Annotated in this window: 19 protein-coding genes; 4 read left to right on the plus strand and 15 right to left on the minus strand. The window is 42.9% G+C overall.

The window, feature by feature from the left end; genetic code table 11:
- Positions 1-4 precede the first annotated feature (4 nt).
- The 12 genes from IJE10_08070 to metA form a co-directional block, all read right to left on the minus strand.
- A complete protein-coding gene (locus tag IJE10_08070) occupies positions 5-1,612 on the minus strand; it encodes a penicillin-binding protein 2 (protein MBQ2968055.1) in 1,608 nt (535 codons plus the stop codon).
- A gap of 49 nt (positions 1,613-1,661) precedes the next feature.
- Positions 1,662-2,876 carry a U32 family peptidase C-terminal domain-containing protein gene (locus tag IJE10_08075; GenBank protein ID MBQ2968056.1) on the minus strand — a complete coding sequence of 405 codons (1,215 nt, stop codon included), beginning with the start codon at positions 2,874-2,876 and terminating at the stop codon, positions 1,662-1,664.
- A gap of 3 nt (positions 2,877-2,879) precedes the next feature.
- A complete protein-coding gene (locus tag IJE10_08080) occupies positions 2,880-3,440 on the minus strand; it encodes an O-methyltransferase (protein ID MBQ2968057.1) in 561 nt (186 codons plus the stop codon).
- Between the two features lie 102 nt (positions 3,441-3,542).
- Positions 3,543-4,646, minus strand: coding sequence for an endolytic transglycosylase MltG (gene mltG, locus IJE10_08085; protein ID MBQ2968058.1), 1,104 nt, complete (start codon positions 4,644-4,646; stop codon positions 3,543-3,545).
- The gene (locus IJE10_08090) at positions 4,633-5,142 is read right to left on the minus strand and encodes a 5-formyltetrahydrofolate cyclo-ligase (GenBank protein MBQ2968059.1); all 510 of its coding nucleotides are present in this window, start codon (positions 5,140-5,142) and stop codon (positions 4,633-4,635) included. Before IJE10_08090 ends, mltG begins: the two co-directional genes overlap by 14 nt.
- 16 nt (positions 5,143-5,158) lie before the next feature.
- Entirely contained in the window at positions 5,159-5,698 is a 540-nt protein-coding gene (locus IJE10_08095) for a DJ-1/PfpI family protein (protein ID MBQ2968060.1), read from the minus strand.
- Between the two features lie 20 nt (positions 5,699-5,718).
- Entirely contained in the window at positions 5,719-6,390 is a 672-nt protein-coding gene (locus IJE10_08100; protein ID MBQ2968061.1) for a thymidylate kinase, read from the minus strand.
- The gene (locus IJE10_08105; GenBank protein ID MBQ2968062.1) at positions 6,390-7,154 is read right to left on the minus strand and encodes an FAD-dependent thymidylate synthase; all 765 of its coding nucleotides are present in this window, start codon (positions 7,152-7,154) and stop codon (positions 6,390-6,392) included. The genes IJE10_08100 and IJE10_08105 overlap by 1 nt, the downstream gene beginning before the upstream one ends.
- Complete coding sequence (locus IJE10_08110; GenBank protein MBQ2968063.1) at positions 7,151-7,876, minus strand: WecB/TagA/CpsF family glycosyltransferase; 726 nt, start codon at positions 7,874-7,876, stop codon at positions 7,151-7,153. Before IJE10_08110 ends, IJE10_08105 begins: the two co-directional genes overlap by 4 nt.
- 2 nt (positions 7,877-7,878) lie before the next feature.
- Complete coding sequence (locus IJE10_08115) at positions 7,879-8,646, minus strand: polysaccharide deacetylase family protein (protein ID MBQ2968064.1); 768 nt, start codon at positions 8,644-8,646, stop codon at positions 7,879-7,881.
- Between the two features lie 101 nt (positions 8,647-8,747).
- Entirely contained in the window at positions 8,748-8,993 is a 246-nt protein-coding gene (locus IJE10_08120; GenBank protein ID MBQ2968065.1) for an AbrB/MazE/SpoVT family DNA-binding domain-containing protein, read from the minus strand.
- A gap of 68 nt (positions 8,994-9,061) precedes the next feature.
- The gene (metA, locus tag IJE10_08125; GenBank protein ID MBQ2968066.1) at positions 9,062-10,003 is read right to left on the minus strand and encodes a homoserine O-succinyltransferase; all 942 of its coding nucleotides are present in this window, start codon (positions 10,001-10,003) and stop codon (positions 9,062-9,064) included.
- Positions 10,004-10,121: 118 nt separating this feature from the next.
- On the opposite strand from metA, the gene IJE10_08130 reads away from it, so the two are divergent.
- From IJE10_08130 to IJE10_08145, 4 genes are all read left to right on the plus strand, one after another.
- A complete protein-coding gene (locus IJE10_08130) occupies positions 10,122-10,760 on the plus strand; it encodes an ATP-dependent Clp protease proteolytic subunit (GenBank protein MBQ2968067.1) in 639 nt (212 codons plus the stop codon).
- A complete protein-coding gene (locus tag IJE10_08135) occupies positions 10,754-10,939 on the plus strand; it encodes a hypothetical protein (GenBank protein ID MBQ2968068.1) in 186 nt (61 codons plus the stop codon). Before IJE10_08130 ends, IJE10_08135 begins: the two co-directional genes overlap by 7 nt.
- A gap of 70 nt (positions 10,940-11,009) precedes the next feature.
- Positions 11,010-13,430: a DNA translocase FtsK 4TM domain-containing protein gene (locus IJE10_08140; GenBank protein MBQ2968069.1), complete on the plus strand. Its 2,421-nt coding sequence runs from the start codon at positions 11,010-11,012 to the stop codon at positions 13,428-13,430.
- A 10-nt stretch (positions 13,431-13,440) separates the two neighbouring features.
- Complete coding sequence (locus tag IJE10_08145; GenBank protein ID MBQ2968070.1) at positions 13,441-14,388, plus strand: hydroxyacid dehydrogenase; 948 nt, start codon at positions 13,441-13,443, stop codon at positions 14,386-14,388.
- Between the two features lie 40 nt (positions 14,389-14,428).
- Here IJE10_08145 and IJE10_08150 read toward each other — a convergent pair whose 3' ends face one another.
- From IJE10_08150 to IJE10_08160, 3 genes are all read right to left on the minus strand, one after another.
- Entirely contained in the window at positions 14,429-15,241 is an 813-nt protein-coding gene (locus IJE10_08150; protein MBQ2968071.1) for a hypothetical protein, read from the minus strand.
- A 125-nt stretch (positions 15,242-15,366) separates the two neighbouring features.
- Positions 15,367-15,969 (minus strand): recombination protein RecR, encoded by a 603-nt coding sequence (recR, locus tag IJE10_08155; GenBank protein MBQ2968072.1) that lies wholly within the window; start codon positions 15,967-15,969, stop codon positions 15,367-15,369.
- 10 nt (positions 15,970-15,979) lie between these two features.
- Positions 15,980-18,154 carry a topoisomerase IV gene (locus IJE10_08160; protein MBQ2968073.1) on the minus strand — a complete coding sequence of 725 codons (2,175 nt, stop codon included), beginning with the start codon at positions 18,152-18,154 and terminating at the stop codon, positions 15,980-15,982.
- Between the last annotated feature and the right edge of the window lie 16 nt (positions 18,155-18,170).

The following is an 18,170-nucleotide window of genomic DNA, read 5'->3' on the forward strand; positions in this document are numbered from 1 at the left end:
TTTGTTATAAATCCTCCGTCTGTGCTATTTTTTGCTGAATTTCTTTAAAAATCGGTGCTGCGCTTTGCGCGCCCGATCGTCCGTTTTCTACAAATATACAAAGGGCATACTTTGGTTTTTCTGCCGGAAAGAAGCCGGTAAACCAGCCATGAACATATTCGGTATCACCAATGCGGATTCCCGTCTGTGCACTTCCGGTTTTTCCGCCACAGCTTACCTTTTCCGAATATGCATTCTGCCCCGTTCCGTCTTTTACGGTTTTAATCATCATGTTTTTTATGATATTGGCATTTTTTTCGGAAAGTACACGGATCTCTCCTGATTTTCTTAGGCTTTTATAAAAACTTAAATCTGCATTCAGAAGGCTGTCCGTTAAGTTTATCTGCCTGCGTACACCACCGTTTGCGATAACAGCACTTAAAACCGCACCGTGTACTGCTGTTCCGAGTAATTTCCCCTGTCCGATGGAAATATTTGCTAAATCCGCCGCATAATATTCTGTTTCATCCGGCAAAACACCTTTGTTTTGCGGAAAGTCAACCGGATGAATTAAATTCTCTCCAAGTCCAAAAGATTTAGCCATATCCAATATATTATTATACTCCGTTTTTTGCCCAATGTCAATAAAAACTGAGTTACAAGAATGCAGGAACGCCTGCTCTACAGACATTTTTTTCAAATTTGGGTGATTTTTGCACGAAAATCGCACATCACCCACCATTTTTTCGCTATTGCAATCAAAAATATCCTTAGGAGAGACTGCGTTTTCTTCCAGTGCCGCGGCAAGTACCACAATCTTGAAAATGGACCCCATATCATACATGGCAGTCGCCCGATTCAGTAACGGTAAAGCTTCATCCTGCAAATATCCCTCTAGAAAATTCGGATTAAATGTAGGCGAAGAAACCATTGCTATCAGATCAAACGTCTGCACATCCAAAAGCACCGCCGCTCCCGAAACATTTTCCAGTGCATCCTGACAAATTCTGGTGTATTTTTTGTTTAAGGTTGTCTTTAACAGCTTACCATCTGTTTTCTCCATTGCAAAGCTAAGTCCGGGCAATAAACCGCCGAATGCATCCTTACAGACATTTACCGTATATCCGTCACCATTTTCAAGATATTCTTCGCAGGCAAACTCAATTCCACTGGCACCTTTTGTATCCTGCAGGTAACCGATTGTTACCGCACCATTACCTTCATCTGCGTACCGCTTGGTGTCCTCAATTACGCATACATTCGGATGGTTTTCAATCCTGTCGTTATCAAAGTCCCACTGCACATCTATATACACAATTCCGTCTTTCTGAAGCATTTTAAAATATTGCGGCGCCTTTTCGCGGTCTATCTCCGAAAGCAAATTAAAGTCGCGAACTTCGTTTCCGCTTTCTACCACAACCAGAACTTTTTTCTTGCCTACCGCTGTAAAGCTCAGCAAATTTCTGTCATAAATATTGCCTCTTCCGCGATTCAATTCTATCTGATAGCTTTGTTGCTTTTCTGCCATACTTTTATAAATTGCACCTTCGGTAATCATAAGACCGTAAAGACGGATTCCCAATCCGACAAAACAGAATAGTGCAACACAAAACATCCACCATATTCGTTTCATAAAAAAGCCCTCCGTGTTTTATTTTTAACAAAACACAGAAGGCTATCCTTTATTTTTCTTTTCTCAATATGGAATCTTTTGGGCATGAAACGCCACAGGGAATCTTAAGCTTCATCATAGCATGGGGGCAAGATTCAATTGACTCCCCTTTTTCGTTGAACATTTCTTTCACCGTAAAAGACAAAGCTTCACCCTCGGGACGCAGAATTTCAAGCACGTCCCCTACTTTAAACTTGTTGCGTTGTTGCACATACAGCATCTGCTCTTTTTCGTCATATTCCTCTACGATTCCCACCAAATCATACAACCGTTTATAAGAACTGCTGGTATAAATCTGCTGATTGCCGTCAGGCTTTCCGAAAAAGAATCCGGTTGTATATTCCCGATGACTGATTTTTTCCAGTTCTTTATAATGGTTTTCATTAAATGGCTTATCGTTTACAGCATCGTCTAAAGCATCCTTATAGGCTTTGGTAACGGTCGCTACATAGTATTCAGTCTTAACTCTGCCTTCAATCTTCAGGCTGGATATACCCGCATCCACAAGCTCTTTCAAATGGTGAATCATACACAAATCCTTGGAGTTGTAAATAAAAGTACCCCGTTCATTTTCAAAAACAGGCATGTATTCTCCGGGACGTTGTTCCTCCATCAAATAATACTTCCAACGGCAGGGATGCGCACAGGCACCCTGGTTACTGTCACGGCCGGTCATGTAGTTGGAAAGCAAACACCTGCCCGAGTAAGAAATACACATTGCACCATGTACAAAGCATTCCAATTCCAAATCCTCCGGCACGTTGGCACGGAATTCTTTAATTTCTTCAATTGAAAGTTCACGGGCAACAATAATGCGTTTTGCACCCATTTTATACCAGGCATTTGCCGAAGCATAGTTTACGTTGTTTGCCTGGGTACTGATATGAATATCTAACTCCGGCGCAATGGTTCTTGCCAGATCAAAAAGTCCCAAATCGCTGATGATTGCCGCATCGGCACCCATGTCCGCCACTTCTTTAATGTACTGCTTGAACGGTTCTAAATCCTTATTATGCGGTAAGATGTTGGCTGTAATATACACCTTTTTTCCCCGTTCATGGGCATACTGTATTCCTTCAGCCAGTTCTTCCATGGTAAAATTCTCAGCAGCTTCGCGCAACGAAAAGGCTTCGCCACCCACATACACCGCATCGGCACCGTAAGTAAATGCAAATTTTAATTTTGAAAGACTCCCTGCAGGAGCTAAAATTTCAGGTCGCTTCATGGTTTATTTCCCTTTCTCTGCATAATAAGACAATGCCACACCGTCGCCTAATGGTAAAACCGAAGTAGTCAGTTTAGGATGATTGCACAGCATTTCCAGATACTCCCGCATTCTGCCTACAATAGTTTTCTGCCGTCTTTTCACCAAATCATCCGATGCGGTCATGCCTTTGTACAAAACGTTGTCCGATACAATCAGTCCGCCGTCATTCATAAGCGGTAAAATCAGTTCAAAAAATTCGTGATAATAACCTTTAGCCGCATCAATAAACACCAAGTCAAACTTGCTGTTAAGACAAGAAAGCACTTCTAACGCTTCCCCTTCAATCACACGAATCTTTTCGTTCAGATTTGCCTTTTCAATATTTGAAAGCGCGAGAGAAGTCATTTCCGGTTCGCGTTCAACGGTAATCAGCCGTCCGTTTTCAGGAAGTTCTCTTGCAAACACAATGGCAGAATAACCGATAGCTGTACCCACTTCCAGAATACGGCACGGCTTTGAAAGCTTGCACAAAAACTGCAAAAGCGCCCGCACCTCAGGATGAATAATCGGTACATCGTGCATTTTTGCATACGCTTCGAGTTCCGCCAGAAAATCATCCTTCGGCGGAAAAAGCGTATGCAGATATTCGGTTATGTAATCTAAATTGATTTTCTCTCCTGCCAATTACAATCCGGCCTTTCTCGTATTTTCTTGATGTTCTGCAAATGTTTCTGCAAAATAATGGGTTCCGTTTCCGTCTGCCACAAAAAACAAGTAGTCGGTGTTCGCCGGGAAAATTGCTGCCTCAATTGCACCCAATCCCGGAGAAGCAATCGGGCCTACCGGCAGCCCGGAATATTTATAGGTGTTATACGGAGAATCTATCTCTGTATCCTCTATGGTGAGCACATCCTTACGTTCCTGCAAGATGTACTGCACAGTAGCACAGGATTCCAGCTTGCCGTACCCTTCACCTTTTTTATTTAAACGGTTGTAGAACACACCGCTGACAAGATCCAGCTCATTTTTGTCTGCTGCTTCTCTTTCCACCACGGATGCCATAATAATTACATTATCCAAAGAAAGATGTTGATTTTTAATATCTTGTTTATAGGGCTGATATACTTTCTTATCAAAGTTTGCAAGCATTTTGTTGATGATGCTTTTCGCACCCTCTTCAAAAGAGAAATTATAGGTATCCGGGAACAAATAGCCCTCCAATTCATTTTCTCTGTCAGGTATTTCCTTTAAGAATTCAAATTCGTAATAGGCTTTATCTGCATAAGTATCAAACTCTTCCGCTGTACAAAGCCCCTTTTCCACTAAATTTGCTTTAATTTCACGAAGCTCCATACCCTCATAAAAGGTCATGTTTACTGTTTCCACAAAGGTGTCGGTTTCTAAGGCATCTGCAATATTGGCATACCCGGTGTCTGCAATAAAATGCGGTCCTTCCTTGTATGTTCTGCCGGTCAACACGGAATAGACTGTAAACAGAACATCATTTCCAATGTAGTCGTTCTCTTTTAAAAGCTGTGCAATATACCGCGTTCCAACCCCCTCCGGGATTTCAACAGTCGTATTTCTTTTTCTGCCGATGCCGGAAAACTCAATAACCAACAGTATTATCGCCAAAATCAAAACAATCAGGAGTATGTTTTTCAAATGCTGAAATTTCTTCTTTTTCTTCTTCTTTCTGGAAAGGTACTTTTCCATAATTGGGTCGTTTACCATTTCTTCCGGTTGTTCACTAATATGTTCTTCCGGTAAATTCTTATTCTGTTCCATCAATCACCCTTCTCTCTGTTATAATTTTGTTCATCTTCATATCAGATTCATGAACATCTTCTATTCTTCCGACCACCTGAAAATCGTATGCGATGCCCACAGCATCGCAGGCTTTGTTTTTCAAGAAGCGGTCGTAATAGCCTTTTCCATAGCCCGTCCTGTTTTGTTGCTCATCAAATGCAACACCGGGAACCAGCACAACATCCGGCTCACAGGTAAGCATCGCATCCCGTTCGGGCTCGGGCACCCCGAACAAGCCTTTTGTTAATGTTTCACTCAATCGGTAAAAAGAAATTGTATCCCCCTCGGTTACCGGCAGAAAAACGTTTTTATAAAACGTAAAAAGTGCAGAAATATCCACTTCATTCTGTATGGATGCGTAAGCACATACGTACATATCTCGATTCGGGTACATTTGCTTAACCGTTTCACACACGGCAAGGCTTTTACTTTGCACCTCTGCATCGCTGAGACTGTTACGCTTCGCCTTCATCAAGGCCCTGAGTTCCGCTTTACGCATAAATCATACCGTTTCTCAGTTGTTCAGCCGTTTCATCATCCTTAAGAAGCGAAACCAGGTGAAAAGCCAGTGCCGCCGCAGTACCTGCACCGCGCGAAGTAATGATTCTGTCTTCTTGTACAACTGCATCCTTCAGAACGGTTGCCCCCAGCAGAGTTTCTTCAAAGCCCGGATAGCAAACCGCATGCTTGTCCTTCAAAAGACCCATTTCTCCTAAAATTTTTGGTGCCGCACAAATCGCTGCTATATATCCGTTTTCACTTTTTGCATATTTTTCAATCAATTCAATCACAGCATCTGTTTTCTGTAAATTCAACACACCGGGCATTCCGCCGGGCAGAAACAAAAGTTCAGAAACCTCTGCATCCTCTAAGGCACAGTCCGCCTTCACTTCAATGCCGTGCGCCCCCTGTACAATCATGGTGCCGTCTGCAGATGCCATTTTCACCTCAACATTAGCACGGCGTAAAATATCCACCACCGTAAGCGCTTCGATTTCTTCAAAGCCTTCTGCCAAAACTGTATATACCATTCCCTTTGACCGCCTTTCTGTCAGCAATACTTTAAAGCATTTTTCAAAATTTCAACGTGTATATCTTCAATGGTGCGAAGCGCATCCTGCTTCACACACTGCACCCGCTGCCAACCGAATTTCTGTGCCACATAGATTGCGCTTTCATAGCTGTTGCGCAGGTGATTCTTATCATTTTCATGAATATCCTTTTCCATGCTTCCGGTAATCTTATTGGCACGCTCTGCCATAAGCTTTTCCGAAAAGGATGGCTCCATCTCCAGAAACAGAACCACATCCGGCTCGGGTAATTTCAGATACGAAAACTCGTATTCAAACAGCCAATGCAAATACGCGTCCCGCTCTGCTGTATCTTTGATTTTTCCTGCCTGATGAATCATATTGGAGGTAGTATAGCGGTCCGCAACCACAATTCCGCCGTCATTATAAAATGCTTCCCAATCCTTTTTGAAGGATGCAAAACGATCTACCGCGTAAAAGGAAGAAGCAGCATACGGATTGACACTTTCCGCATCCTGCCCGAACTCTCCTGCCAGATACATTTTTACCAGTGCAGAAGATGGCTCGTCATAGCAAGGGAAAGAAACTTTTTTTACTTTTTTCCCTTCTTGCAAAAGCGCTTTAACCAAAAGCTCGGTCTGGGTTTGCTTCCCGCTGGAGTCTAACCCTTCAATTACAATCAGTTTGCCCATTACTTCGTCTCCTTTAAGTACATTGCGCGTTTTTCAAGCATTTTCCCACAGGACATTTTCCCCTCGGGACATGCTTTTTTCAGGCACGGCGGTCCGCTTTTTTCAAACAGAATAGGCGCTACCTCTTTTACCAGACGAAGCATTTCGTTTGCCATTTCGCGGATTTCCCACTGGGCGCGCTCACAGCAACGATGTTCGAAGAAATTATAAAGACTTCTTGCATTAAAGGTCATAATGATTGCGGTTGTGCAGGCATTCGGCAATACATATCTTGCATCTTCAATCGCCTTTTTTTCAGCCTTTTTCTCCGCTTCCTTTTCGTCTAAGCCTTCTGCAATGAAGGTTGCTTTATGTTTTTTTTGCAAAATTGTTGTCAGTTCATCATAAGCCTGCTGTTCCTGTTCCATAGTTTGAATAAACACCCTTTTGGCTTCTTCATCCTGCGCAATTTCAGGCGGAATCACATATTCAAACTGTCCCTCTTTTACATATCTCTGGGATTTTTGTGTGTAGCTTGCGATTCTGTGGCGCACCAACTGATGGGTCAGAGATCTGGAAACACCCTCTACCCCAAAGGTGAAGCTGGCGTGCTCAATCGGACTTTCGTGTCCGATAGAAACCAGCATTTTCAAAAATTTCTCTGTGTTATCTTTTTCCAGATTGTCCAGCAACCCATCAATGCCTGCACTGGAATAGCAAAGCTTTGCACTTGCCGCAATCAATTTTTCACAATTGGGTGTATATTGTAAAAGTTCAACTCTCATTTTCTCAACTTTCCTCTCTTAAAAACAACTTCCAGTAAAAACAGCGGTAACTGCATCATTCTGCCGATGCGCTTGGGTTCACAAAGCAAACGGTAAAACCACTCCAGACCAAGCTTGATAAAGATTTCAGGTGCACGCTTTGTGTTACCCGAAAGCACGTCAATCGTTCCGCCCGCACCCACTAAAATTTTCGCATTCAAAATATCTTTATTTTGTGCAATCCATTTTTCCTGCTTGGGCGCCCCAAGGCATACCAGCAATAAGTCGGGTGCCTTTTCAGAGATGTCAGCAACAATTTGTTTTTCCTTTTCAGCATCAAAATAGCCGTCTGCCACACCGCAAACCGTAATGCCTTTGTAGCTTTCTTCCACCTTTGCCTTTGCCTGCTCTGCCACACCGGGCTTTCCACCAAACAAGTAGACCGATCCGCCCTTTTGTGCAAGTTTTTCCAGTATACCGCAACAAATATCAAAGCCTGCCGCGCGTTCTTTAATATGTCCGCCTAAAATTTTGGAAGCATACACAATACCGATACCATCGGGCGTTACTACGTTTGCAGTATTTAACACTTCACAAAACTCCGGCTCTTTTTTTGCAATCTGCACAATCTCCGGGTTCGGAGTATACAGTACAAACGGAGCATTTTCAAATGAAACCGCTTTTTCTACCGTTTCGGAAATTGTAAAATTATCAAATAAAACACCAAAAATATTTGTTTTCATGTTTACCACCTCTTATTTTCTTCAATGCACCGAATCAGTTCGGCACCGCTTACGCCACCGCTTGCCGTAATGCGCTTTAGCGCATAGATATCATCACCCTTACGGTTCACACCCGGCGTTACGGCTTTGACCTTCACACAACCGAGATATCCGGCATTCCGAGCTTCTTTCTGTACTTCAGGTGTGTAGTTTCCATAAGGATATGCTAAAAACTTTGCTTCTTTTCCGATATGCTTGTAAATTAAATATTTGGACAAGCGAAGCTCTTTTAAAATCGTTTCCCGGTCTGCCAACATAAAATCGCTGTGTGCACAGGTATGGCTTTCAATTTCAACCAAGCCCGATTCCTGCATTTCTTTTGCCTGCTCCCAGGTAAAATGCGGATAGGTTACACCGTCCCGCATCCCCATGTACTGGGTAATCACAAATATCGTAATGGGAATATTGTACTTTTTGACAATCGGAAACGCATGGGTGTAGTTATTCAGATATCCGTCATCAAAGGTTATGATAACCGGCTTTTCGGGAAGTGTTTCCTCCCCGGCTTCAAAACGCGCGTACTGATAAAGCGAAATCGGTGTATAGCCTGCATTTAAAAGTGCAACCATCTGCTCTTCAAATTCAGAAGGCTTCATTTCAATATTTGCGTTTTCAGGTGCATAGGTTTCGTTGAGATTGTGATACATCAGTACGGGCACGACGGTTTCAGCCTGCACCACTACAGGAGGCAGGCAAAGCACCATCAATAAAAGTGCAAGAATTTTTCTCATTTTTCACCACATCTTTATTTAAAATACATACAAATTCAGTATAACATAAACATAAGAATTTTGCAACAAAAAATGCCTTTTTTCTTTCGAAAAAAAGCATTTTATTTGATTTTGGTTATTTTTTTCAGGCATGCAGAACAAATGTTGCGATTTTCGTACTGCACCATATTTTTACCTTCTCCGCAAAAGATGCAGGCAGGCTCATATTTTTTCAGCACAACACAATCTCCGTCCACCCAGAATTCTACACTGTCTTTAGGAGAAATATTGAATTTTTTACGCAATTCTTTCGGAAGAACCAATCTGCCCAGTTCATCAATTGGTCTTACGATGCCGGTCGGTTTCATTTTCCCATTCCTCCCTTTCTCTTAAAGTACAGGAATATTTTACCATATCCGGCAAAAACTGTCAAGATTTACTTTTTTCCTTTTCCGTTCGACTCGTTGATACGGCTTAAGTCATAAGGTGTCTCCTGGTACAGATAATAGTTCACCCAATTGTTAAACAAAAGTGCCGCATGTGCTCTCCAGGTCATTTTGGGTGTTTTTGACGGGTTGTCATCCGGGAAATAATTTTCGGGAATATCCGGATTAATCCCCTTATCTAAATCGCGGAAATACTCTTTAGAAAGCGTGTCTGCATCATACTCACAATGACCGAATACAAATACCTGCTTGCCGTTTTTGGCAATCACAAGATACACACCTGCCTCTTTGGAATCTGCAAGAATTTTCAATTCAGAACATGCTTCGATATCTTCTTTCGGAATGGTTGTATAACGGGAATGCGGTGCCATAAAGCTATCGTCAAAGCCTCGAAGAAGCTTAACGTTTTTGGCGCGTGTTTTATGCTTGTACACACCCGAAAGCTTTTTCGGCAGAGCCTGCTTTTGTATACCGTAATGGTAGTACATACCTGCCTGTGCACCCCAGCAAATATGCAATGTAGAGGTCACATGATGCTTGCTCCACTCCATGATTTCGCAAATTTCATCCCAATAGGTTACTTCGTTATATTCTAAGTTTTCCACCGGTGCACCGGTGATAATCATACCGTCATAGTTTTGATTTTTCACATCCGCAAAGGTTTTGTAAAAGCGCTCCAAATGCTCGGGCGGTGTATTTTTGGACTGGTGCGAGGCGGTCTGAATCAAATCAAACTCCACCTGAATGGGTGTATTCCCTAACAAACGCAAAAGCTGTGTTTCGGTCACAATCTTGGTGGGCATGATGTTTAAAATCAGCACCTTAAGCGGACGGATATCCTGTTTGGATGCCCGTTTCTCGGTCATAACAAAAATATTTTCTTCACGCAGTACTTTCACTGCCGGTAATTTGTCCGGAATTTTAATAGGCATAAACAATCTCCTTTTTTATGTCTGTTTCTTTCATTATACTCATTTTGCTAAAAATTTCAAGTGTTTTTACATAAAAAGCGAAAAAAATAAGTATATAAATTACAAAAAGGAGTCAAATATGAGCCAGAACAAAGATAACGGTATCACCGACTTGAAAGGAAAAATTCATTGTCTGAACATCATCGGACAGATTGAGGGACACACCATACTTCCCTCTCAGAACAAAACCACCAAATATGAACATGTCATTCCACAATTAGTTGCCATTGAAGAAGATGAAGAAATCGAAGGACTTCTGATATTATTAAACACGGTTGGCGGAGATGTAGAGGCAGGTCTTGCCATCGCAGAAGTGATTGCCGGCATGAGCAAGCCTACCGTCTCGCTGGTTTTGGGTGGCGGACATTCCATCGGTGTACCCCTGGCGGTTGCAGCAGACTTTTCATTTATCGCCCGCTCTGCCACCATGACCATCCATCCTGTCCGTATGAACGGCATGATTATCGGTGTTCCGCAGGTGTTTGACTATTTTGATAAGATGCAGGACCGTATTATCTCTTTTATCGCTGAAAACTCAAAAATAAAAGAAGCAGATTTTAAAAAACTGATGTTCGAAACCAAGGATATTGCAAACGATGTGGGTACGGTTTTATTCGGCGAAGAAACCGTAAAGCACGGCATTATGGATTCTGTCGGCAACATTCGGGATGCCCTTTGCAAATTACACGAAATGATTGGGGGTAAGCACAAATGCTGATTTACAGTATTATGCCGATGGACACTATTTTCCCGCCCGAGCGGACACCCAAAACTTTCCGACCTGTCCGTGGCGGTATTTTAGAACTGGACAGCGAAAACAAAATCCAAAGAATCATCTCTACAGACCTGAAAAAATATTTAGACTACAACATCGGCGATTTAGCGGAAAAATCTTGATTTTTTTTCGTTTCTGTGCTATACTGGATATATCTATTTACAAACGGTTACAAACCGGAAAGGAATTCATATGGCACGCAAAAAACGTTCACAAACGAGCAACAATAATAACAACAAAAAAGGAAAGCAGAAAGCACCGCGATCCATTCCTTTTTCGCCTGAGATTACCGCTATATGTATTGTAGCGGTCGGTCTTTTTCTGCTGGCGTCATTTTTTGCAGGAGACGGAACGGGGGCAGTAGGTGAATTTTTCAAAAATCTGTTCTTTGGATTTTTTGGCTTTACTGCATACCTTTGCCCTTTCTATATGCTAGCACTTGCAACCAATCTTTTATTTGAAAAGGAAATTAAGAAGCATAAAAGCAAGTTCATTTACACACTCGGACTTATGATTATGCTTTCTGCCACCATACACTTTTTCAGTTCGAAAATTCCTGATTATGATTCCTACATAAAGGCAATTCCCGGCTTTTTTACAGCGGGAACCGAGCTTACCGGTGGTGGCATCATCGGTGGTATTCTTTACCGTTTCTTCGCCGAAACCTTAAGCATCGGCAGAGTCGGCACCGCCATTGTATACATTTGTGTTATTTCCATTCTCAGCATTTTACTGTTCCATATTTCGGTAAAGGATCTTCTGGAAAATGCGGCATCCTATTTAAAAGAAGCCCGTGCAAAGCACGCTGAACGAAAAGTGCAGGAGCAACAGGAAAAAGAACGCAAAAAGCCTCGCGAGTATGCCGGTCGCATTTTAACCGAAACAGACGAAAACACTTTTGTTGCCGTTCCTGAGCTGAGCGACGAGGATGACTCTGACTACGATGAAATTTATGTTCCGCCCGAGGAAGATATCATTATCGGCCCCGACTCTCCCGTTCCGCCCGAAAACGACAAAACCTTTACTGACAGCATTGTGGACGAAAATAATCAGGTTGCCATGAACATGGAAAGCGAGGAAGATACCGAAGAAGAGGAAGAACCATTCACGCTCGAAAACAACGGTGATTTGTTTATCAACTATCAATTCCCTACCGTTGACCTTCTGACACAGTACAAAAAGTCCAAAAAAGGCATGACTGAAAGCGAAATTAACGCCAATGCGAAAAAGCTGGTATCCACCTTAGCAAGCTTTGGCGTGCAAGCGAAGATTTTACAGGTTACAAAAGGACCTGCTATCACCCGCTACGAATTACAGCCCATGGCAGGTGTAAAGGTAAGTAAAATTGTAAACTTAGCAGACGATATTGCTCTTAACCTTGCCGCGCAGGGTGTCCGTATTGAAGCACCTATTCCGGGCAAAGCAGCTATCGGTATTGAAGTGGCAAACCGCGAGATTGATATGGTCAGCATGCGTGAAGTTTTAGAAAGCGATGCCTTTAAGAATCACCCTTCTAAGCTTGCAGTTGCTTTAGGTAAAGACATTAGCGGCACACCCATCATTTTAGACCTTGCCAAAATGCCTCATCTGCTGATTGCAGGTCAGACCGGGTCGGGTAAATCTGTTTGTGTAAACTCTATTATCGCAAGTATTATGTACAAAGCATCTCCGAATGAGGTTAAGCTCTTAATGGTTGACCCGAAGGTGGTTGAACTAAGTGTATATAACGGCATTCCGCACTTGGATACTCCCGTCGTGACCAAGCCGAAAAAGGCTGCAGGTGCATTAAGCTGGGCAGTAAACGAAATGATGCTCCGCTACGATATGTTTGCAGAAGCAAAGGTTCGCGATATCAAAGGCTATAACAACTATGCAAAATCGCACAATTTAGCATCCATGCCACAGGTTGTTATTATCATCGACGAGCTTGCCGACCTGATGATGGCAGCTCCCGGCGAAGTGGAAGACTCCATTTGCCGTCTGGCACAGCTTGCCCGTGCTGCCGGCATGCACTTAGTTATCGCAACACAGCGTCCGTCGGTTAATGTCATTACCGGTACAATTAAAGCCAACATCCCCTCCCGAATTGCATTTGCAACCTCAAACGCTATTGACTCCCGTACCATTTTAGATTCTTCGGGTGCTGAAAAGCTTTTAGGTCGCGGTGATATGCTATATCACCCCACAGGTGCATCCAAACCTATCCGTGTACAGGGTGCATTTCTCTCTGATGAAGAAAGAGATGCGATTATCGAGTTTGTAAAATCCACCTGCACCGCAAGCTATAACCCCAATATTTTAGAACACATTGAAAAAGAAAGTGTATCGGATAAGGAAAAAGCTGAAAGCGGTGGCGGCGAATGTGACGATTTGCTTCCAAAGGCGATTGATATTGTCATGGAAATCGGACAAGCTTCCACTTCTATGTTACAGCGCAAAATGAGCGTCGGCTTTGCAAGAGCGGGACGCATCATGGACCAGATGGAACAGCGCGGTATTGTGGGTCCCTCTCAGGGTAGCAAGCCCCGTGAAATTCTGATTACAAAAGAACAATACATGGAGCTTAAGGCAACAGGCATTTTCTCTGAGCCTATGAAATACGATGCCGACTAAAGGAGTCTTTATGAAAGTAGTTGTTTTAGATGCAGGAACACTGGGCGATGACATCGACCTTTCCCCTCTGCATGACAATTTTGACACAACGGTATACAAAAGCACCGCACCCGACGAAGTGGAACTGCGTACCAAGGATGCGGATGCGGTTGTGATTAACAAAATCAAAATGAATGCTTTAACTTTAGGACAATCCCGTCCAAAGCTTATTTGTCTTGCGGCAACCGGCTACGATAATGTGAACTTATCTTTTTGTCGCAAAGAAGGAATCGGCGTTTGCAATGTGGTCGGATACTCCACCGATTCTGTGGCACAGCTGACTGTAACACAAGCCCTTTATCTGCTGATGCATATGCCTGAATACACAGCTTTTGTAAACAGCGGTGTCTATTCGGCAGGTACCACCGCAAACCGCGTTTCTCCTACCTTTCACACTTTAAACGGAAAAACCTGGGGTGTTGTGGGCTTGGGAAACATCGGCAGAAAAGTAGCAGAAATCGCGAAAGCTTTCGGGTGCAAAATTCTTGCAAACAAGAATACTCCTGACCCGGATTTTCATTGTGTTTCTTTAGAACAATTATGCCGGAATTCAGATGTTATTTCTCTGCACACACCGCTTACCGAGCAAACCAAGCATTTAATTGACGAAAAAATGCTTTCCATAATGAAGCCAAGCTGTGTACTGATCAATGTAGCGCGCGGACTTGTTTGCGATGAGCAAGCGGTTGCGGATGCAATTTTAAGCGGCAAAATCGCAGGCTTTGGCACAGATGTGTATTCCGAAGAACCGTTTTCTAAAAATCATCCCATGCACAGACTTTTAAATTTACCAAACGTATGCCTTACGCCGCACATGGCATGGGCGGCACTGGAAGCCAGAAATCTCTGCATGGAAGAAATCCGCGACAACATATTGTCCTATCAGCAAAAGGGAATCAGAAATCGTGTAGACATATAAAAAAACTCCCCCGAAACATCTTGTTTCGGGGGAATTTCTATCATCCTGCAAGATCACTTGAAGAAATATCAAACATGTTCAAAAGCAGTATTTTTAAGTCAGGATACAAATTTGCATAGTCGGTAAAAGTAGCTGTGAACGCACTTTTTTCGCTGTCTCCCATGCTTTTATAAATGGACTTGGCAGAATCTATCTGCGATTTGTACGTAATCGTTTTCATTTCATTCATGTCCAGCTGAACGCCCTGGTCAATACGCGCCTGCAAATCTTCGCAAACATCTAAAACCAGTTCCTTAATCGCCTCACCATTTGCGGTATCAAACTTTGCCCAATAAAACGCGTCATAAAAACCGGGTAAATCTCTTTCAATAATACCCTGCGCACTCAACAGGTCAAATTCGTACACATCCGAGATCGGCACCACACTACCCTCAGCTGTCCAGACAAACACCTTTGCCTTTAAAGGATATTCAGTCGGCCAGATGTTAACAGCAGGACTGTTAGAGCCTGTATATAATTTTTTTGCTACTTTATAACTCCAATACACATCATTAATAACAGTACAACCTACAAATCTGCCTTGTGCCGTGTACCAGCAAACATATGCCGCACAAACCGGAGCCTGTCCTTCTTTTTCATCACCACCGGTTAATTCGTTTGAAGAGGACATGTTCACAACCACCGAACGACCGTCCTGCAAGTCGCCTACATCCTCAACCATATTGATTTTAGGTGCATCTACTGTAATTTTTGTTGTTTCTGTCGAAACTACCGATGCTGCAGCACCAACCGCCACAACCGGTATAGCAGAAAATATAGAAAATGCGAGCAAAATCGCCATTAACTTTTTCATCGTGCAGATAATCCTCCTTATCTAAAGTACTTATTTAGTATACCATATTGGCTTAGAATTTGTCAACCGTTTTATAAAACAGGAAATTTTTACACAAAAAAGGCAACGCAGGTTGCCTTTTTTATTTAGAACAGATTTACTCTGTTTTCAAGTGCTTTGGAAAGGGTAATTTCGTCAGCGTATTCGATATCGCCGCCGATAGGAATTCCTTTTGCAATACGGGTCACCTTTATGCCAAAGGGAGAAAGCAAACGTCCGATATACATACCGGTTGCCTCCCCTTCCACATCGGTATCAGTGGCAAGAATCACTTCTTCCACACCGCCTTGTGCAACACGCGCAACCAATTCCTTGATGCGAATGTCCTCGGGCTTTATGCCGTCCATGGGAGAGATTGCGCCATGCAAAACATGGTATAACCCTTTATACTCTTTTGTTTTCTCAAAAGCCACCACATCTGCCGGCGATTCACAGACACAAATCACAGACTTATCTCTGAAAGAATCATTACAGATTTCACAGGGGTCTTTGTCGGTCAGATTACAGCAAATGCTGCAATACCCTACTTTATCCTTGGCATCCTGAATGGCAGAAACAAGACTGCTTGCCTTTTCTTTGGAAAGCCCCAGCACATAAAACGCAAGCCTTTGTGCCGATTTATGACCGATGCCGGGCATCTTTTGAAATTCTTCTATCAGTTTTGCAACTGTTGCTGCATAATACGCCATTTATTGCCTCCTAAAAGAGTGTAAGCTGTTCACCGGATTTATCCTCTGCACTGAGCTTGTTGCCCGCTGCCGGTAAATTTCTTGCGCGGTATCCCTTTGTATCCGCAAGACCCGCTTCCGATAACTTTCTTAAATTAATCATTGTACCGCGCTTGCCGGGATTAAAGGTTTTTACGCCCTGCGCAGAGCGGGTTGCCTTTTCGGGCACCTGTGCGGTATTAAATACCATTGCTTTTTCATTTGAACCATATGCAACCATATCGGTATCCTCAGGGATAAAGATGGCTTTTACAAGCGGTGCATGGTCAGAATATGCATTTGCCAGCATCTTACGGTTGTTCTTGGTTACATAAGCTTTAACCGGAACCTTGCAGGTTCTGCCGTCCGCATATCCAAAGAACATGAAACCGCTGTAATCGGATGTGGGTACAATAGAGATGATTTTTTCGTTGGGTTGCATAGCCAACAGGTTGGGTGTGTATTCACCCATAGAGCTTACCTTGCAGTCCGGAATATCATTGATTCTCATTTTGTAAACATTGCACTGGTCGCTGAACAATAATACTTCGTTTTTATTGGAGGTTTCCTCCACCTGCACAATGCGATCATTTTCTTTCAACTTATGCTCACCGCTAGAACGAAGCGATACCAAAGATACCTTTTTCAGATACCCTTCCTCTGTCAGGAACAGCTTTAATGCATAATCTTCCACATAAACCTCGGTCTGGACATTAACAATCCCCTCTTCTTCCGGAATAACGCGAGAAATACGGCCTTTGCCGTACTTTTTGGCAATGTCCTCCAACTCTTTCGAAATGAGCTTTTTGATTCTGCGTTCGCTGGAAAGAGTTGTTTTCAAATCCTCAATCTCGCGCTCTAAATCCGCAACCGCTGCAATACTCTTTAAAATGTATTCTTTATTGAGGTTTCTCAACTTGATTTCAGCCACGAATTCAGCCTGAATCTCATCGATGTTAAAGCCTTTCATCAAGCCGGGCACAACCATGTCCGCCTTTTCGGTTTCACGAATGATACGAATGGCTTTATCAATATCCAATAAGATTTTTTCCAAACCGCGCAAAAGATGCAGACGGTCTTCTTTTTTCTTTAAATCGAAAGCTAAAATACGCTTTACACAGCCCACACGGAAGCGAATCCATTCCAGTAAAAGGCCGCGCACGCCAAGCACTTTGGGCATACCGTCAATCAGCACATTAAAGTTACAGCTGAATGTATCCAAAAGCGTGGTGTTTTTGTAAATCTGTGCCATCAACTTTTCCACATCCGCACTCTTTTTTACATCAATTGCAATCTTCAAGCCTTTTAAGTCGGTTTCGTCACGGATATCGGTAATTTCTCTGTATTTGCCTGCTTTAATACCTTCAACGACCTTTTCAATAATCACTTCCAGGTTGGTCGTGTATGGAATTTCGGTAATTTCAATAACGTTGTTTTTCTTATCATAATTATATGTGCCGCGGATTTTGAAAGAGCCTCTGCCTGTTTCGTAGATTTCACGCATAGCTTCTTGATTATAAAGAATTTCACCGCCACCCGGAAAATCCGGTCCTTGAATAATCGGAAGCAGGTCCGCCTTTTCGTCCCGCATCAGAGCAATAGTTGCTTCGCAAATCTCACGCAGGTTAAAGCTGCAGATTTTACTAGCCATACCAACCGCAATACCCTCATTGGGATTTACAAGGATATTCGGAAACTTAACAGGAATAAGCACCGGTTCTTTTAATGTGGCATCAAAGTTATCTACAAAATCAACTGCATCCTTATCAATGTCGCCAAAAACTTCTTTGCAAATGCTGTCAAGCTTTACTTCTGTATAACGGGCTGCAGCATATGCCATATCTCTGGAATATTGCTTACCGAAGTTACCCTTTGAATCCACGAATGGGTGCAAAAGCGCACCGTTACCGACTGTAAGTCTGACCATGGTTTCATAAATTGCCGCATCGCCGTGCGGATTCAACTGCATGGTACGTCCCACAACATTGGTAGACTTAGAACGGTTACCCGTTAAAAGGTTCATTTTGTGCATGGTATACAGAAGCTTTCTGTGCGACGGTTTAAATCCGTCAATTTCGGGAATGGCACGGGACACAATAACGCTCATGGCATAGGGCATGTAATTCTGTTCAAGCACATCGCCGATTTTTTGTTCAGTAAAATTCATTTCCCTTCTGCCTCCT

Source organism: Clostridia bacterium, assembly GCA_017410375.1.
Classification (GTDB): domain Bacteria; phylum Bacillota; class Clostridia; order RGIG6154; family RGIG6154; genus RGIG6154.

Bases quoted from the DNA above. Each gene is read 5' to 3' on its own strand.
- IJE10_08070 (MBQ2968055.1), bottom strand. From the start codon at position 1,612: ATGAAACGAATATGGTGGATGTTTTGTGTTGCACTATTCTGTTTTGTC.
- IJE10_08075 (MBQ2968056.1), bottom strand. From the start codon at position 2,876: ATGAAGCGACCTGAAATTTTAGCTCCTGCAGGGAGTCTTTCAAAATTA.
- IJE10_08080 (MBQ2968057.1), bottom strand. From the start codon at position 3,440: ATGCACGATGTACCGATTATTCATCCTGAGGTGCGGGCGCTTTTGCAG.
- mltG (MBQ2968058.1), bottom strand. From the start codon at position 4,646: ATGGAACAGAATAAGAATTTACCGGAAGAACATATTAGTGAACAACCG.
- IJE10_08095 (MBQ2968060.1), bottom strand. From the start codon at position 5,698: ATGGTATATACAGTTTTGGCAGAAGGCTTTGAAGAAATCGAAGCGCTT.
- IJE10_08100 (MBQ2968061.1), bottom strand. From the start codon at position 6,390: ATGGGCAAACTGATTGTAATTGAAGGGTTAGACTCCAGCGGGAAGCAA.
- IJE10_08105 (MBQ2968062.1), bottom strand. From the start codon at position 7,154: ATGAGAGTTGAACTTTTACAATATACACCCAATTGTGAAAAATTGATT.
- IJE10_08110 (MBQ2968063.1), bottom strand. From the start codon at position 7,876: ATGAAAACAAATATTTTTGGTGTTTTATTTGATAATTTTACAATTTCC.
- IJE10_08115 (MBQ2968064.1), bottom strand. From the start codon at position 8,646: ATGAGAAAAATTCTTGCACTTTTATTGATGGTGCTTTGCCTGCCTCCT.
- IJE10_08120 (MBQ2968065.1), bottom strand. From the start codon at position 8,993: ATGAAACCGACCGGCATCGTAAGACCAATTGATGAACTGGGCAGATTG.
- metA (MBQ2968066.1), bottom strand. From the start codon at position 10,003: ATGCCTATTAAAATTCCGGACAAATTACCGGCAGTGAAAGTACTGCGT.
- IJE10_08130 (MBQ2968067.1), top strand. From the start codon at position 10,122: ATGAGCCAGAACAAAGATAACGGTATCACCGACTTGAAAGGAAAAATT.
- IJE10_08135 (MBQ2968068.1), top strand. From the start codon at position 10,754: ATGCTGATTTACAGTATTATGCCGATGGACACTATTTTCCCGCCCGAG.
- IJE10_08140 (MBQ2968069.1), top strand. From the start codon at position 11,010: ATGGCACGCAAAAAACGTTCACAAACGAGCAACAATAATAACAACAAA.
- IJE10_08145 (MBQ2968070.1), top strand. From the start codon at position 13,441: ATGAAAGTAGTTGTTTTAGATGCAGGAACACTGGGCGATGACATCGAC.
- IJE10_08150 (MBQ2968071.1), bottom strand. From the start codon at position 15,241: ATGAAAAAGTTAATGGCGATTTTGCTCGCATTTTCTATATTTTCTGCT.
- recR (MBQ2968072.1), bottom strand. From the start codon at position 15,969: ATGGCGTATTATGCAGCAACAGTTGCAAAACTGATAGAAGAATTTCAA.
- IJE10_08160 (MBQ2968073.1), bottom strand. From the start codon at position 18,154: ATGAATTTTACTGAACAAAAAATCGGCGATGTGCTTGAACAGAATTAC.